Origin of the sequence: Vibrio maritimus (assembly GCF_021441885.1) — a bacterium.
Classification (GTDB): domain Bacteria; phylum Pseudomonadota; class Gammaproteobacteria; order Enterobacterales; family Vibrionaceae; genus Vibrio; species Vibrio maritimus_B.
The window spans coordinates 222028-238906 of sequence record NZ_CP090438.1 but is presented as its reverse complement, the minus strand read 5'-3'; the positions used below and the strand labels follow the sequence as shown (position 1 = coordinate 238906).

Sequence of the window (16879 nt, the reverse complement as noted above, 5' to 3'; positions counted from 1 at the left end):
GACGAACACATTACGATTTGGATACTCGATCACCCGCCCCTTTGCCTGTAGCGGTCGCAATAATGTAACGAAAATAGAGTGTGACATTTAACGAATCCAGCATTTGTCTATCCGTCTTCGCGAGCAGTTCCGGGGTCGACATATCGATATTGCTGACTTGAGCGAGACCGGTAATACCAGGCAACACCTCATAAATACCCAGCTTGTCTCTTTCTTCAATAAGCTCTTGCTGATTAAAAAGGTTCGGACGCGGGCCTACTAAGCTCATTTCACCTTTCACAACATTGATAAGCTGCGGCAACTCATCAATCTTTGTTTTACGCAGGAAGGCACCCATTTTAGTGATAGAAGCTCTACTTGCTAAATGACTCGCAACAGACTCAGTGTCCACAGACATAGTGCGAAACTTTACTAACTTAAATGGTTTTTTGTTTCGTCCTACACGCTCCTGAACGAATATAGGAGAACCCGTATCAAAATAGCCGACGATAGTGACGACAATTAAAATGGGAAAAGTAACAATAAGCCCTACAGCAGCGAGCACAAAATCTAAAAACCGCAACATAACATTCTCATCTAGTTAGACTTAAGCTCATCTAGCATAAGCTGCAAGCTTTGTTCCATTGTATAAGGAGGCAACCAGTTTAACATGTGCTGGTTTTTTTGAATATCTACCTGTAAAGAGCCCGTCAATCTCTCTATAACAGCTGCCTTACCGGTGAGCTTACCCAACAATTCAAACGCAATAAGCGGTATTGGTACCATCCATGGCGACTTACCTTGCGCTCGAGCCAAGATCTCAACCAAACGCCGCGTCGACACATCCTCTCCATCTGACACCAGAAATACCTGATTCGCCGCATTTGGAGTCTCGATACACGTGATGATGAAATCGACAAGATTATAAATCGACACCAAACTCCGGCGATTGCTATCCATGCAACCAAGCGGCAGAGGAAACCCTTTACCCGCCAACTTATAGAGCGATACAAAATTGGCTTTGACGCCTGGTCCGTAAACGAGCGGAGGACGAACGACAACAACTTCCAAGTTCGATGAGTTCGCTAGTGACATTAGCTTCTGTTCAGCCTCGGCTTTCGATACGCCGTAATCGTCACTCGGATTAGGAAGATCATCCGCTCCAAAAGCTACGTCACGAGTGCTTTCACCATTGACCTTTATCGAGCTAATAAATACAAAGCGCTTTACTCCTTGCTCTGCCGCTCTCTGGGCGAGTGCCAGGGTTAAATCGGTATTGGTTTTTCGATATTCTTCAAGAGGATTGGCTACCTCATCGTTCATCACGTGAGCGCGGGCTGCACAGTGTATGATCTGGTCGAAAGAAGAAAGGTCGAGCTCCTGAATGGAGCTCGTTTCAAAGTCTGAGTAAATGTGGTGCACACCGTCAAGGTTAAGCTTAGTAGCCCCTCTAACTAAGCATGTCACTTCATGTTCGTCTTGTATCGAACGCAAGAGATGGCCGCCGACAAAGCCAGTAGCGCCTGTTAATAGAATCTTCACACTTACTTCCTCAACAAAAATCTAAATAGACTTCTTAGATACCACCAAAAGTGCTTGGACATTGGGTTACGATTTTTATATGCCCCTTCATGTACCGCCTTAACTGAGGCAATAAACCCAAGCTTTGTTCCGACTTTATGCTCTGCTCGATAGCAGATATCAACGTCCTCGTAATACATAAAATAGCTTCTATCAAAGCCGTCTAACTGTTCAAACAGTCGAGCCCTAAATATTAGGAATGCACCCGAAGCCCATTCAATTAAACTTCCGTCTTTCAGTTCATCCTTTGGGTAGCTTTGAGTCACAGGCTTGCGAAGAAGCATATTCACTAAGTTTCCCCAATTTGGATAGTACCGAGCGGAGTCCTCAGAGATGGTGTATTCTGCATCTTTGAACAAATTAATGGTATAGAAGTCGCCATTTGCACTGGCAAGAAAACTGGCTAGCTGACTAAAGTTGGTCGTATTCATAATGACGTCTGGGTTCATCGTGATAAACCAATCACTGCTTTCCATACCAATAGTTCTACAATATTCCGCGACCTTGTTGTTATTTTCGCCAAAACCGAGAGGAGTTTCGGAGCAGACATAGTCGATGCGATTTTGAGTACAAAAGTCTTTTAAAACTTGTTCTGAGATATTATCTCTAACAACAAGGGTAACATTTTCATGCTCAGCAATCCTCAATAACTCTTTGTTATTCATCACAAACTGGCTGTGACCATGACTGACAAGCGCTATGTATATTCTATTCATATAAATAATTTAGGTACGTCTAATAAATGGAGTTGAGCTTTTTATTGCCCATCTATAGGATCACTCGCAAATGAAGAATTTAGTGCTATCTTCGAGCAGCATCCCTGACTCGTTTTAACAGATGGATAGTCGCATAAACGGGCCAAAGTAGAGCGAACCTGTTCAGTTTTCTTGCCAACAACGTAAACATTTTAAGCTCGGAAGAGCGCATAGCTGCGTTATTTGATGAAAGACCTTCTCCTTGGTTCAGTTCATGGCCCAGAACGGTTAGCGGCTCAAAGAGTCTATACACACGTTTCGAATCTAACATGATTCTTGTCCACAGCTCTAAGTCCTCCATTCTGTGCAGCCTTTCATCAAAGAGCTTTACGTTCTGCCGAGAAACAACCACACAAGGAGTGCATATATGATTTTTAACTAGGTTAAAATAGATGAACGCTTGACTAACTCTAACTAATCCACCCGAGTTCTCTGTCGTTCCTTTGTGGTGTTCGACTTCCCAAGAATGAAAAAGAAAGTCGACATCTTGCGATGTGACAATATCGCTAATCCTAGAGATCTTGTTATGGGCGAAATAATCATCCGAATCTAGAAATAGAATATAATCACCTTTAGCGATTGATAAACCTTTGTTCCTAGAATATGACGCTCCCATATTTTTTTCATTCTTCAGTAACGTAAGAGTGAGTTCAGGTGCGGACTCTAGTTTCAACTGAACATTGCGTACAAGAGTGAGTGTATTATCGTGACTGCAATCATCGACGACTATAATTTCAATCTTAACTCCAATAGGGACTTGGTAGAGAACACTGTCCAACGCTCTCTCTATTGTATTTTCTGAGTTATAAGCTGGTATAACAACACTAAATAATATAGAAGAATCATCAAGCACGATAAAGCCCCAAAAGTCTATTTTCTTTAGATACTTTCTTTATGAGGAAAAACACAATCGAAATATATAGCAGACCAAACGCAGCTGTTTTTACCAAGGAGAAAACCAAAGAAAATTCCACATCAAAAAATAGTGACAATGAGAACAACAAGCTAATCACCGATGGTAATATAACTTCCTTCCATGGAAATACTATCGGCAACATCTTTTTCATTTCAACATAAAGCACTAGAAAAGTAATAGCATAAGAAAAGGCTATAATAAGCATAGAAAAAAGAGGCTCTTGATTTAAATCGGATATACTTAAAAGCGCCGCCATCACCAAAAAACCGCTGAGATATGGCAAAACAGCTTTCTTAGACTGAAGTTCAGAACTTGTCACAGTATAGACTACATAAGACGATGCTCTAAAAAACTCAATGAAAGCACCGACCATTACAAAACTCCATGCTAACTGAAACTTAGAATCTACTAAAATGACTAAAATTTCTTTCGATAGAAACACCGTAAAAAATAGCGTCACGACATAGATTGGAATCACAATCTTAGCATAATCATTCCAAATCAGAGCTCTGTCTTCTCGCTCAGACTTGCTGATCTCTCTGTAAAACCTAGGTCCCAAGTATTGACGAGATATTGCTTCAACAGCGGTGAACACAGCGCTCGCTACGGCAACACCAACAGCAACAAAACCGAGTATATCCAACGTGTAGTTTTCCCCAAGAATTAAGCGATAGGAACTAATTTGTCCCCATTGCAAAAACAGGACTATTGAAACGGGAATCGCAAAACTGAGTACCTTCTTTCTCTGTGAAGATGAAAGAAAGCACACGTACTCGCTGGATAAGGGCTTCTGTCGGCTATGTTTTGCTATTCGATGCATCACAAAAGGAAAAAACAGTAGTTGTGATGAGGCAATTCCAACAAGCCACCACAGAGCAACACCTTCTATGAAGTGGGTCAAGGTCAAAGCTAATAGCACACCTACTAGTAATTGGATAAGCCCTACAACCGTGTAATATACCCTGTCCTCAACTATGTTTAGCGCTTCCAAGAAAACGAGAGAAGATCCCGCTATCAGCGATAATACAACGATGCCAAGAAACTGAGTTAGTTGGATTTGCTCTGAGTAGTCAAAAAAGTAATAGACAGCAACAATAGGAAAAATCGATACTCCTACTAGAGAAAACCGCAGCAACATTAACTTGATTGATGATGAGAAAAAGGCACCACTCTCGTACGAGTTATGGATGTTTCGATTATAATACTCACTAATAGCATTAAGCAGAGCAAAACTCACCAGCATAATCACTGTTTGAATTATGTAGTAAAGCCCCACCTGACTGGCATCAAGTTGACTCGTCAGTAGTCTTACAGAGAGCAGTGAAACTAACGTAGTCAGTATCCGCCCGCCGACGACTATATAGAATTCGTTACGGCTATTCATATTTTCATCTTAGAGAAACTAATATTCCAGCAAGGTTCAAACAAGCCTTGCTGGTTATCTTGGTATCATTCAACCACTGAATCTATATTTATTATAAATTCAAAGAGGAGAGTATCTTTTCTATGCGGTGGATATAGAAGTGATTGTTACGTGCATTTTCGACTGCTCTGCTCTTTATCTGCTCTCTCAAATCATCATTTTTAAGATAGTAAACAACCATATCGATCGCCTCTTCAATATTGCTGTAACAAATCAAATCGTGCCCAATATGGTAGCTTTCTTCGATAAAAGGAACGTAGTCTGTTAGCTGAAATCCATTAAATGCTGGAATCTCATAGTTTCTGGCTTTTATTTGACTAGCAGATTTAGTACTTCTTAACTGCCTTGCAAACCCAATAGGATCAGCCATTAGAAACCTAATATCATATGAGATGCTATTAGATATATTTAAGTTAATCTTCGAAGATGAGAATATAGACTGCATTTCCTCTAGACTAACTGGCCCGTTTGGCCACCCAACACCGAAACAATCAACTTTTACGCCTTTCTTTTCAAGATACTTAATAAACCAGTTTCGATACGGATTCTTTCCACCAACAAAAGTAACGTCGTATTTATAGCCACTACCATCTACAAGTTCATTATTCTCCTGAGGCTCCAAAGCGGCCCATTGGCTTAGAATAACGTTCTTGACACCTATGGCATGGTACTTATCCAAAGCTAGATGGTCGGTAGTTACACAGTAAGTAAATGATGGAGCCAACTTTTTGGTAAATGCTTCAAATCTCCAGTGATCATCACCAAAGAAGTTAATAGTAGTGAACTCATTTGTTAACTTCTGAATAGTTTCTACTTTGAAGAGATCATGAGAAAGGAGAAAAAAGACCAAATCTGGTTGCTGCTCTCGACAAAAAGTAATGATATCACTGTTTAGACGTTCTACGTTGTCTGTTAACTCATCATAGAAAAAAGGAACCACTTGATGGCCAAGCGTCTCAAAAGAATGAATAAATCCATTAAGTCCAATGTCATTATTGCCAAGTTCTGGCTTACCGTAATGATATTGATAGTCTACATATACTATTTTCACTTAAATTTTTTCCTTAACAACCAATAAGTTAACCTTGACGGTAGGGTTTGTAATAATGCGAACTTACTTAGGTGTGGATTCCCAAACCCAATGCTCTTGCTCTTTTTAGACTCTCGAAGCCTCTCTACAAAGTCTAAATATGGTGCTCCAGACTTAGCCATATGGAATGCAACACGAATGTGGTCAACGGCAATCAATCGATTGATCTTAGGACGGTAAAAAGCATCATAGTCAGTCGCTGTGTTGTTTGATTTCAGCCAGGCTTGCAGGTGCTCTATCATCGGGCTGAGTTTTGCACGCTTGGGGTCAACATACACATAGCTCCCTTGAGCTGGATGGATCCTGTAACGAACTAACGATCTATTAATCACTGCTAATGACCCAAAATTCATCAGTCGAATCCACATGTCCTGATCTTCGATAAACTTCATGTTCTCATCGTAGCCATTAGCACTTTGATAAGCAGAGGTTCGAATCATTGAACTTGGGCAAAAGAAGGGATTAATGTTTGTTTCAAGCAACGCCGTTACAAAGTCATTTTGCTGGTAAGTGGAGACTAGATCAGGCTTTTTTCCGTAAGGAGGTGGACGCTTTATCGGCTGGGATTTCTCATCAATAAAGCTATTCTGTGTGAAAACACCAACTAAGTCGTCTCTTTCTGTAAGAAGCGTAACCTGCTGACGAATAATGTCATTATCGTACAGATCATCGGCATGATAGATGCCGATATACTTACCCTTAGCCTGCTGGATGAGCTTGTTGCAATTGCCAGCATAGCCTAGATTACTCTCATTGGAATAGTAACGAACCCGACTTTCCTGTGCTGCAACCTTACTTAAAATATCAACGGTGTTGTCGTTAGAAGCATTGTCACCAATGATAATTTCATAATTGTCGTACGTTTGATTGAGGAGAGTCTCGAGTGTTTCTTCAATGAATTGAGCTGAGTTATAAGTTGGAATGCAAATACTAACTAGCGGGGCCATATTATTTCTCAAAGTTTAATGTCTTTATTATCGCTTCATTTAAAGTTGTATATATACCCAGACCCAACTCTTTCTGAGCTTTTTCAATTGAAGGGAAGTAAGTATTGAAACCCAAACTTTCTGGGGCGAGGACTGACACATCTGCTCTCGTTTCGGCAATACTTTCGGCAAGCTCTCGAATGGTTACTGGTACATCACTACCCACATTGTAAATGGACCGATCCTTTCCTTTTACGAGCATTGTTAGTAGCCAAATAACCAAATCTGCTGCATACAAATAAGAGCGAACAGTTTTCCCATTACCTTGAATAGTAATGGGATTTCGATTAAGACGGTCAGCGATGAAGTTGCCAAAAGCAAAACTGCCATCCAACGGGAGGTAAGGCCCCGAAAAAGCGAAACACCTAGCGATGACGACATCACAGCTTGCATGCTCTTTGAGGTATTGCTCTGCTTTGTTTTTGGAAAGACCATAAACGTCTGATTCAGCGATAAACTCACCTTCAGAGAAGGACTCTGTGATACCTTCTGATACCGACGGAGGAAGACGCCCATAAGCAGCACCAGAGCTAGTAAACAGTAAACGCTGACAATTCACTGCTTTGGCAAAATTCACGACTTCAGTCATACCGTCCAGTATGATGCTTCGTGCATCTTTTATATCAGCTTGTGAAACTGATTTACTTGGGACATCCGTCGCTGCATGGATAATGTAATCAAAAGTCGCTGTTAGCGCAGGAATGTTTCTAACATCGCCAGAAACAAAACTCACACCTTTAGCTTGAGCAAGATGAGGATACTCACGAGCGAAACGATCTGGGTTACGAGTGAGTACCTTTGCCTCTAGTTCTAACTCATAGTTAGTGTTGAGGTGGTTGATCGCCTCTAATAGCCATTTACCAAAGAAGCCAGTTCCACCCGTGATGAATAGCTTCTTTTTCTTGAATAGGGGAAGTATCGAAGACAGTTTACTCGCAATCAGCTCTAAATCGACGTGATCAACTCTTTTAGTCGCTGTCATTTGGGTACTGCTCATCAATGGGTTTACCGAAGGCTAAACGTGGTTTGCAAGCAGTTACGCCACTGAGAGACACTTCTAGCAGTAATGGTCTAGGGTCGCTCACATAACTCATAACCGCTTCTCTAAACTGACTTTCTGTCTCAACCAGTTCAGATTCAACGCCATAGGCTTGACCAATTTTAGAAAATGAACACGAGAACTCATCCCAGTACGTTGGTTGGTTTCGCCCCTCGAAATACATATCTTGGAAGTTTTTAACCATACCGAGCGATCTATTGTTGAACACCAGCACGAGTACAGGGATCTTCTCCCTATTTAAGATATCCAACTCTTGGATGTTAAGTTGAACACCGCCATCACCGGATATAGAGACCGTATAGTCACCCGTTGTCGCTTGAATTCCTATCGCAGTTGGCAATGAGAAGCCCATAGCGCCCAAACCACCTGAGTGATGTATCTTTTGCTCCGGCTCCAGCAATAGCGAGTGTGCGACCCACATCTGGTGATTACCAACATCAGGTACATAGTGGACGGTTTTTCCACTAAAGCTGTCACTCAACACCTGAATCAACTGGAACGGCGTCAAATCATACTCATGATATTCGTCGACGAACTTTTCTTGAAAAATCGATTGCACTTCGTTGCGCCAATCGCAGCAACTCACGTCGTAGTCTGCTAGCAAGTAATGGCTAAAGAAGTCATTGCAGGGCGCGATAACGCCGTGAGTAGACTCAATACGGTTATTGATTTGAGCTTCATCAATATCAATTTGAATGATCTGCTTCGCACTGCGAGCAAAGTCTCCGGTGTTAGCACCCGTTTGTCGAACATCGAGTCGACTACCTAACACAATGACGACATCTGCATTCTGAACTGCGTAATTCGCAGCACGCGTCCCATAAGCACCTAACATACCCAAATAACCTGGGTAATTTGATGTTTTCTCGCTCCCTTTCAAGCTCGAAACATGCGGGATACCCATCGCTGACACTTTCTTCTGCCAAGCATCAAAGTCAGGCTCAGAGCACGCTCCGCCACCAATGATAAATAACGGTTTTTCCGCCTGCTGCAATGCCTGGTCTACCAATGAGAAGTCATACTTTTCAGTGTTCGTTTCAAGGAAATCAGTACTTCGAGCTATGGCTTCAATCTCATCCAATGTTATTTCTAAATCTTCACGTTGAAGATTCATCGGAACATCAATAAGCACAGGCCCGGGACGTCCGCTTCTGGCAATATTGATGGATTTTTGAATCTCGAACAAAAGCTGCTCGACGGCGGACACTTGAACACTGTACTTTGTGATGGTCCCAACCAAGCTAACAATATCTAGCTCTTGGAAGCCCTGTTGGCGGATAGGGCGATCACCTTTCAGCTCATAAGTATTAACTTGGCCGGTGATAAATACGCACGGGTAGTTATCTAACCAACAATCCGCAATCCCGGTAATTAAGTTTGTGGCACCAGGTCCACTCGTACCTAAGGCTAAGCCGAGTTGCTGGTTATTCGTCGCTCTCGCTACGCCACCAGCTGCAAACGCTGCAGCTTGCTCATGATGGAGTGAAATGAGTTTCGTCTTCCCGACCTCATTGATACTGTCAACGAGGTGAGCAATCATTCCACCGATAAGTTCAAAACCTACGGTCACATTATTAAGTGACAGTAAGTGCGCTACAGCGTCTGAAGCTTTCATGTATAACCCAACTCTCTTAGAAACTTACACCAAAGAACTCTTCAAATTTCTCGATGACGAAATCCAAGTGTTCAGTGGACAGGCCAGGATACACACCAATCCAAACAGTGTTGTTCATGATCAAATCTGTGTTTGTTAAGTCACCAACAACGCGGTATTCGACACCTTCAAAGTACGGTTGACGAGTCAAGTTACCCGCAAACAGCAAACGTGTACCTATTTTGAACTGATCCATGAACTTTAGAAGGTCTACACGATCGATGCCCGAATCTTCTCTCAGAGTAATTGGGAAACCAAACCAAGATGGGTCTGAGTTCTCTGTGGCTTCTGGCAAAATCAAAAATTCTTCACACGACATTAGACCATCTTTCAAGTATTTAAAGTTGGCTTTACGTGCTTGTACAAACTCATCAACACGGTCCATCTGAGCTAAACCACAAGCGGCTTGCATGTCGGTGATTTTTAGGTTGTAGCCTAAGTGAGAGTACGTGTACTTATGGTCATAACCGTCAGGTAATGTGCCAAGTTGCTGATCAAAGCGCTTGCCACATGTATTGTCGCAGCCCGGTGGACAGTAACAATCACGGCCCCAGTCACGGAATGATTCAATTAACTTGCGCAGCTCTTTATCTTTGGTGAACACCGCACCACCTTCACCCATAGTGATATGGTGTGCAGGGTAGAAACTCAGTGTGGCTACATCGCCAAACGTACCGACCATTTGACCGTTATATGTCGAGCCAAGCGCATCACAACAATCTTCAATCAACCATAGGTTGTACTTGTCTGCGACTCTTCTTGCTTCAGTAAGATCAAAAACATTGCCCAAGGTGTGTGCCACCATGATCGCTTTGGTCTTATCCGAGATAGCAGCTTCAATCATCTCAGGCTTGATTTGGTATGTTGGGATATCAACATCCACAAAAACAGGAACTAGGCCGTTTTGAATCGTTGGGTTGACTGTCGTTGGGAATCCAGCAGCGACGGTAATGACTTCATCACCAGGCTTCAACTGACGCTCACCCAACTTAGGCGATGTCAGTGCTGTCAGTGCGAGTAGGTTTGCCGATGAGCCTGAAGTTGTCGTCAGTACGTAAGGAACACCCAGATATTCACCCAGTTTTTTTTCAAACGCATCATTGAAGCGGCCAGTCGTAAGCCAGCCATCAAGAGAAGCATCGACCATCATTTTCAGTTCGTTTGCGCCCAATACTTTGCCCGATGGTGGAACGACAGATTCCCCACCTACGAAAGTTTTAGGTGCATATTCTAACTCAGCATATTGTTCAACGAGCTCTGCAATTTGAGCTCTCAACTTTTCTTTTGACATTACTTCAATCCTGCCTTTGCGGCCATGTAGTCATTAATTTCTTGAATAGTGATTTGCTTGATATCTTGTTTCTCAAGCCAGGCTTTCTGCCACTTAACGATGCGACTCAACGTCTCATCGAGTCCCCACACGGGTTGCCAATTTAGTTTCATTCGAGCTTTTGAGCAATCTAGTTTTAGGTAATGCGCCTCATGAGGGTGCTCTCCCTCACTCAAATACCAAGACGCCCCTTCTCCCCATAGCTCAGACAGACGATTAACAATCCACTCGACAGGTTGAGCATCATCTTCTCTTGGGCCGAAATTCCACCCCTCTGAGAACTCAGGACCATGCTCGAACAAATGTTCGGCAACCGTTATATAACCCGACAATGGCTCAAGTACGTGTTGCCAAGGTCGAATAGCGTGAGGATTACGAATCTCTACACTCTCTTCTTTAGAGAAGGCTTTCAGCATATCAGGGATGAGGCGATCATCTGCCCAATCTCCTCCGCCGATTACGTTACCCGCGCGCACCGATGCAATTGCGCAACCATGCTCGGCGTATTTATCCTTATTGAAGAAGGACTGTCGATAGGAAGATGTGACTAACTCAGAACAGCCTTTACTATTACTGTACGGGTCATAGCCTCCCATCGGCTCATCTTCACGATAGCCCCATGGCCACTCTTTGTTTTCGTAGCACTTATCGGAGGTAATATTGATAACCGCTTTAACGCCACCAACCTGCTTCACAGCCTCGAAGAGGTACACCGTACCCATGACGTTAGTCGAATAGGTTTCCATCGGTTCATCATAAGAGAGTCTTACGAGCGGTTGAGCTGCCATATGAAAAACAATCTCAGGTTTGAACTCAGACATCACTTGACGCAAGTGAGTAAAGTCTCGTACATCCCCTTCTTCGGTTTTCATACCGGCCCAAACCTTGGCTTCTTCAAACATATTTGGTTGCGTTGGAGCAGAAAGAGAGTAGCCTTGTACTTTCGCACCCATCTCCTGAAGCCATAGAGAGAGCCAACTTCCTTTGAAGCCGGTATGTCCGGTGATAAATACTCTCTTACCATTCCAAAACTGCGGATTCATGCCTTACTCCCAAATCTTCCAAGGTGCTTTTTTCTGTCGCCAAAGTTCTTCTAGGTATACTTTATCGCGGAGCGTATCCATAGGCTGCCAGAAACCGTGATGCTCGTAGGCCATTAACTCGCCTTCATCCGCAAGTTGATTTAGCGGTAGCTGTTCCCATACACATTCGTCGCCGTCTATGTATTCAAGAACCTCTGGAGACAATACGAAGAAGCCTCCATTAATCATAGCACCGTCACCTTTCGGCTTCTCTTTAAAGCTGTTCACGCGACCTTGTTGAATATCGAGTGCGCCAAATCGTCCTGGTGGGAAAGTAGCAGTCAGTGTGGCTTTCTTACCATGCTCACGGTGAAATTTGATAGTACTTGAGATATCGAGATCGGTCACACCATCGCCATAAGTAAAGCAGAAAGCTTCATCTTCTTTGACATAGTCGGCAACTCGAAGAAGTCTTCCACCAGTCATGGAGTGATCACCAGTATCAACAAGAGTGACAGTCCATGGTTCAGCGTGGTTCCTGTGCACTTCCATTTTGTTGTTTTGCATATCAAACGTGACGTCCGACATATGCAAGAAGTAATTCGCGAAATACTCTTTAATCACGTAGCCTTTATAGCCACAGCAAATGATAAAGTCATTCACTCCGTGAGCTGAGTACTGCTTCATTATGTGCCAAAGAATCGGCTTACCACCAACTTCAACCATTGGTTTTGGTTTAATTGATGTCTCTTCGCTTAGCCGTGTACCAAGGCCACCAGCTAGGATGACTGCTTTCATAGGAAGTCTCCAGATTTATTCTTTTTACTTTGCAGGGGTAAATGCATCAGAGTGAAATGATTCTTCAGGTAAGCCACGGCTTGTCAGCAGATTCTTGGCATCTTCGATCATATTCAAAGAGCCACAAGCGTATACCGTAACATTGGTCAAGGTTTCAAAGTGATCAACAACAGCGTGCTGAACATAACCTTTGTAGTATTCATCTGAAGTCGAGCTCTCACGAGATAGTACCGGAGTGAGACTGATGTTGTCATGTTGGGCAATCAAGGCTTTGAACTCAGAAGTGTAGATTTCTTTTAAATACTGCATTCCCCAGTAAATATCTACTTTCCGTTTATCACCGTCAGCAATGAGTTTTTCAACCATTGCCTTAACCGGAGCGATACCCGTCCCTGTTGCCATAAAGATGATAGGGTTCTCATCTTCCCTAACGAAAAAGGTGCCCTTCGGCCCTTCTAAACGCATCAGTTGATTAGTTTTTAACTGATTGAACAGGATGTCCGACATGGCGCCATTCTCAACTTTACGAATATGAAGCTCGAGCTCGTCTCCATTTTCTTTCGCATTCGCTATCGAATAGCTGCGCTTCACGCCTTTGAAACTCAGGTCTATGTATTGACCCGGAAGGTAATCAAAGTTAGCAGTAGGAGGCATTCGAAGCTTGATCACGATAATGTCATCCGTCGCCAAAGTGAAACTGTTCACTTTACAAGGAACAGTTTTCACCTCGATGTTCACAAGTTCCGGGTAATAGTTAGCTTGAAGAACTAGGTCAGACAGCGGTTTCGATTGGCAAGTAAGTACCTTACCACGGTTGACCACTTCCCCATTTTCGTTTTCTACACTACCTGAGATGACCTCGGCAGAACACACACCGCAATCACCAGTGCGGCAACTATGCTCTAATGGGACATGCTGAGAAATCGCATCGTCCAATAAATTTTCTTCACTCTGAAAGCCTACGCCTGCAGGTTGAACACTAATTGTATATTTCATTTAAATCTAACTTTTCGCCTGAGTACTCGATCATTGCCTTTCGTTATCAACAAGGAGGGCTGATTAACATAAAAGCTCAGCAAGCAACTTAATCTCACGTTCGATTTCATTCTGGTGATTGCCCACAAACAGACCGTGCTCGTCAAGATATTCAGCCGCCTCTAGTGTTCCAGCCACTTCATAATCGAAATGCTCGAGCACTTCTTTATTCTTCAGGAAGTTGCCAGTCACAATAGGTCGGCACTCAACTTGGTTTTCAGCAAGTAACTTCACCAGCTCAGCGCGGTTATATGGTGCATTCTCTTTGATGATTAAAGAGAAGCCAAACCAACTGCTGTTGCCGGTTTCTTTTTGAATACGCAAGTAAGGATGGTCAGCAAAAAGGCTCTGAAATAGCGCGGCATTCTCTCTGCGTGTTTCTATAAAGCTCGGCAACTTCTTAAGCTGTTCAATACCGATTGCGCCGCTCATCTCCAATGGGCGAGCATTGTAACCAGGTAGAATAAACTTAAACGACTCCTCAAATGGGTCGTCACTTTTCTCACCAGTTACCTTATTGAATTTAGGCAGGTTACGAGTCCAACCATGTGCGCGGATACACAGCAAAATGTGGTAAAGCTCTTCATCATCAGTGACGATGCAACCGCCTTCCATAGTCGCTATATGGTGTGAGAAGAAGGAGCTGTAAGTACCCATTACACCAAACGTACCCGCCTGCTTTCCTTCTAGAGTTGCACCCATCGACTCACAGTTGTCTTCTAGAATGAAAATATCTCGACCGGCAATGATCTCTTGCATGCGAGTGAAATCATTCGGATTACCGAGCAAGTTAACCGACAGGATAGCGCGAGTATCTTCGGTGATCGCTGCTTCTAGCTTGTCGAGGTCCATATTGAGCGTATCGATGTCTATATCAACAAACTTAACCTTCAAACCATATTGCTGAAGTGGGAAATAAGTCGTCGACCAAGAGACCGCTGGTACAATAATTTCGTCGCCGCGCTTAAGCTTCAACGACTCATTTTTTGTGAAAAACAGCGATGCGATCATTAGCAAGTTTGCAGTCGAGCCAGAGCTCACCATCACGGCATACTCGGAGCCGAAGAACTCTGCGAAGTCTTTCTCATACTGAGCGACTTCTTTACCCATAGTAAACATGTCAGAGTCAATAACACGTTGAATCGCGCCAAATTCGTTTTCGTCCCACGTGCTACTCGCCAAAGAATAGTTACTCATTACAATACTCACTTAAATAAAATTCATAGGTCTTCTTGATGCCATCATGTAGGCTGGTTTTGTAACGCCACCCGAAACTTTTGAGCTTGGTATCATCAATCAGCTTTTGCTTCATACCAACAGGCTTACTTAGGTCATGGGTGAACTTACCTGCGTAACCCACTACCTCGGCAACGGTTTGGTAATACTCATTGATCGTATAATCAGTACCAAGGCCCACATTAAGGTTTTGAGGCATTTCTGCGAAGTTGTCCAGTGCGTAGAAAATAAAATCAGCAAGATCTTCGGCATACATGAACTCACGACGTGCTTCGCCGTCACCCCAGATATCGATCTCTTGTTTTTGTGCCTTCTTCGCTTCATCAATCTTACGTATAACTGCCGGGATCATATGTGAATGATTCGGGTCGAACTTGTCAAAACGCCCATACAAGTTGCACGGGATAATCGTTTTGTAGAATCTGTCTGGATTTTCTGAGCAGATATATTCACATAGACGAGTGCTCGTCACTTTCGCAAGCGCATAACCTTCGTTAGTCGGCTCTAGCTCACCTTTGAGGATCAACTCTTCAGATAGTGGATTGATGGCATCACGTGGATACATACACGAGCTACTTAAATTCAGGAATTTAGCAACGCCTACTTCATTGGCTGCGGTCAGAATATTGAGACCCATTTGCATGTTCTCAACTAAGAACTTAACCGGCTGTGCGATGTTAGCTTGAATACCGCCAACAATACCCGCAGCATGGATAATCATATCGGGTTGGTGCTGCTCTAGATACTGGCGCACAGCACCTGCATCCAATAGGTTTAACTCACGGCTTGTTGGCGCCAACATTTCATGGTCGTAATTAGGTGCAACGGCGAGTATATTGCGACCCACCATACCATTTGCACCAGTTAGTAATATCTTCATTACTCTACTCAACAGTTACTGACTTGCCAAAGCCATGGTTTTTTAGAATTGCGTGTTGCTTAGCAATGTCCAGATCACTCGCGACCATCTCTGAACACATTTCTTCAACCGAAATTTGAGGAACCCAACCTAGTTTCTCTTTTGCTTTTGTTGGGTCACCAAGTAGTGTCTCTACTTCCGCTGGTCGGAAATAACGAGGATCAACTTTCACAATCACATCGCCCACTTTCAGCGCTGGTGCGTTGTCACCGGTAATAGACTTAACCGTTGCAATCTCATCAACACCTTCACCCGAGAATTCAAGTTCAATGCCGGCCTCTTTTGCTGAAAGAGTAACAAACTCACGTACGCTGATCTGTTTACCTGTTGCAATAACAAAATCATCCGGCTGTTCCTGCTGAAGCATCATCCATTGCATTCGAACGTAATCTTTTGCATGACCCCAGTCACGGAGTGCATCCATGTTACCCAGGTATAAGCAAGATTCTAGACCTTGAGCGATGTTAGCAATACCACGAGTGATCTTACGCGTCACAAAGGTCTCGCCACGACGAGGGGATTCATGGTTAAACAAGATGCCGTTACATGCGTACATACCATAAGACTCGCGATAGTTAACCACAATCCAGTATGCGTACATTTTCGCTACAGCGTAAGGAGAACGAGGGTGGAATGGTGTTGTTTCTTTTTGAGGGATCTCTTGAACCTCGCCAAACAACTCAGACGTCGAAGCTTGATAAAACTTAGTCGTTTTCTCCATATTCAGAAAGCGAATAGCCTCTAGCAAGCGCAGTGTACCGATCGCATCTACGTCCGCCGTATACTCTGGACATTCGAATGATACAGCGACGTGAGATTGTGCTGCTAGGTTGTAAACCTCATCAGGCTGGACCTCTTTTAAGATGCGCGTCAGGTTTGATGAATCCGTCAAATCACCGTAGTGCAAAAAGAATCTCTGATCTTCTTCATGATTGTCTTGGTAGATGTGGTCAACGCGATCAGTATTAAAAGAAGATGCACGTCGTTTAATACCGTGGACTTCATAGCCCTTTTCAAGAAGAAACTCTGCTAGATATGAACCATCTTGACCGGTGACACCAGTAATGAGTGCGACTTTGTTTTTTTTCATTTGTT

The 16879-nt window shown here is 43.3% G+C and carries 16 protein-coding genes; all 16 read right to left on the bottom strand.

Features of this window, described 5'->3' with window-relative positions; translation table 11 throughout:
* Positions 1-10: 10 nt before the first annotated feature.
* A complete protein-coding gene (locus LY387_RS01105) occupies positions 11-565 on the bottom strand; it encodes a sugar transferase (protein WP_234495049.1) in 555 nt (184 codons plus the stop codon).
* Positions 566-576: 11 nt separating this feature from the next.
* A complete protein-coding gene (locus tag LY387_RS01100) occupies positions 577-1521 on the bottom strand; it encodes a UDP-glucose 4-epimerase family protein (protein ID WP_234495048.1) in 945 nt (314 codons plus the stop codon).
* A gap of 2 nt (positions 1522-1523) precedes the next feature.
* On the bottom strand, positions 1524-2276 hold the full coding sequence (locus LY387_RS01095; protein WP_234495047.1) for a hypothetical protein: 753 nt from the start codon (positions 2274-2276) through the stop codon (positions 1524-1526).
* A gap of 85 nt (positions 2277-2361) precedes the next feature.
* Positions 2362-3168 carry a glycosyltransferase family 2 protein gene (locus LY387_RS01090; protein ID WP_234495046.1) on the bottom strand — a complete coding sequence of 269 codons (807 nt, stop codon included), beginning with the start codon at positions 3166-3168 and terminating at the stop codon, positions 2362-2364.
* Entirely contained in the window at positions 3161-4615 is a 1455-nt protein-coding gene (locus LY387_RS01085) for a hypothetical protein (RefSeq protein ID WP_234495045.1), read from the bottom strand. The genes LY387_RS01090 and LY387_RS01085 overlap by 8 nt, the downstream gene beginning before the upstream one ends.
* A 91-nt stretch (positions 4616-4706) precedes the next feature.
* Positions 4707-5705: a CgeB family protein gene (locus LY387_RS01080; protein WP_234495044.1), complete on the bottom strand. Its 999-nt coding sequence runs from the start codon at positions 5703-5705 to the stop codon at positions 4707-4709.
* Positions 5702-6703 carry a glycosyltransferase family 2 protein gene (locus LY387_RS01075; protein ID WP_234495043.1) on the bottom strand — a complete coding sequence of 334 codons (1002 nt, stop codon included), beginning with the start codon at positions 6701-6703 and terminating at the stop codon, positions 5702-5704. Before LY387_RS01075 ends, LY387_RS01080 begins: the two co-directional genes overlap by 4 nt.
* A complete protein-coding gene (locus tag LY387_RS01070) occupies positions 6693-7712 on the bottom strand; it encodes an NAD-dependent epimerase/dehydratase family protein (protein WP_234495042.1) in 1020 nt (339 codons plus the stop codon). The genes LY387_RS01075 and LY387_RS01070 overlap by 11 nt, the downstream gene beginning before the upstream one ends.
* A complete protein-coding gene (locus LY387_RS01065; protein ID WP_234495041.1) occupies positions 7699-9405 on the bottom strand; it encodes a thiamine pyrophosphate-binding protein in 1707 nt (568 codons plus the stop codon). The genes LY387_RS01070 and LY387_RS01065 overlap by 14 nt, the downstream gene beginning before the upstream one ends.
* A gap of 16 nt (positions 9406-9421) precedes the next feature.
* A complete protein-coding gene (gene rfbH, locus LY387_RS01060; RefSeq protein ID WP_234495040.1) occupies positions 9422-10735 on the bottom strand; it encodes a lipopolysaccharide biosynthesis protein RfbH in 1314 nt (437 codons plus the stop codon).
* Complete coding sequence (gene rfbG, locus LY387_RS01055) at positions 10735-11817, bottom strand: CDP-glucose 4,6-dehydratase (RefSeq protein WP_234495039.1); 1083 nt, start codon at positions 11815-11817, stop codon at positions 10735-10737. The genes rfbH and rfbG overlap by 1 nt, the downstream gene beginning before the upstream one ends.
* 3 nt (positions 11818-11820) lie before the next feature.
* Positions 11821-12594 (bottom strand): glucose-1-phosphate cytidylyltransferase, encoded by a 774-nt coding sequence (rfbF, locus tag LY387_RS01050; protein ID WP_234495038.1) that lies wholly within the window; start codon positions 12592-12594, stop codon positions 11821-11823.
* A 24-nt stretch (positions 12595-12618) separates the two neighbouring features.
* Complete coding sequence (locus LY387_RS01045) at positions 12619-13590, bottom strand: FAD-binding oxidoreductase (RefSeq protein ID WP_234495037.1); 972 nt, start codon at positions 13588-13590, stop codon at positions 12619-12621.
* A gap of 63 nt (positions 13591-13653) precedes the next feature.
* Positions 13654-14826: a DegT/DnrJ/EryC1/StrS family aminotransferase gene (locus tag LY387_RS01040; RefSeq protein ID WP_234495036.1), complete on the bottom strand. Its 1173-nt coding sequence runs from the start codon at positions 14824-14826 to the stop codon at positions 13654-13656.
* Positions 14819-15745 (bottom strand): GDP-L-fucose synthase family protein, encoded by a 927-nt coding sequence (locus tag LY387_RS01035; protein WP_234495035.1) that lies wholly within the window; start codon positions 15743-15745, stop codon positions 14819-14821. The genes LY387_RS01040 and LY387_RS01035 overlap by 8 nt, the downstream gene beginning before the upstream one ends.
* A 4-nt stretch (positions 15746-15749) precedes the next feature.
* Positions 15750-16874, bottom strand: coding sequence for a GDP-mannose 4,6-dehydratase (gene gmd / locus LY387_RS01030; protein WP_234495034.1), 1125 nt, complete (start codon positions 16872-16874; stop codon positions 15750-15752).
* Positions 16875-16879 lie beyond the last annotated feature (5 nt).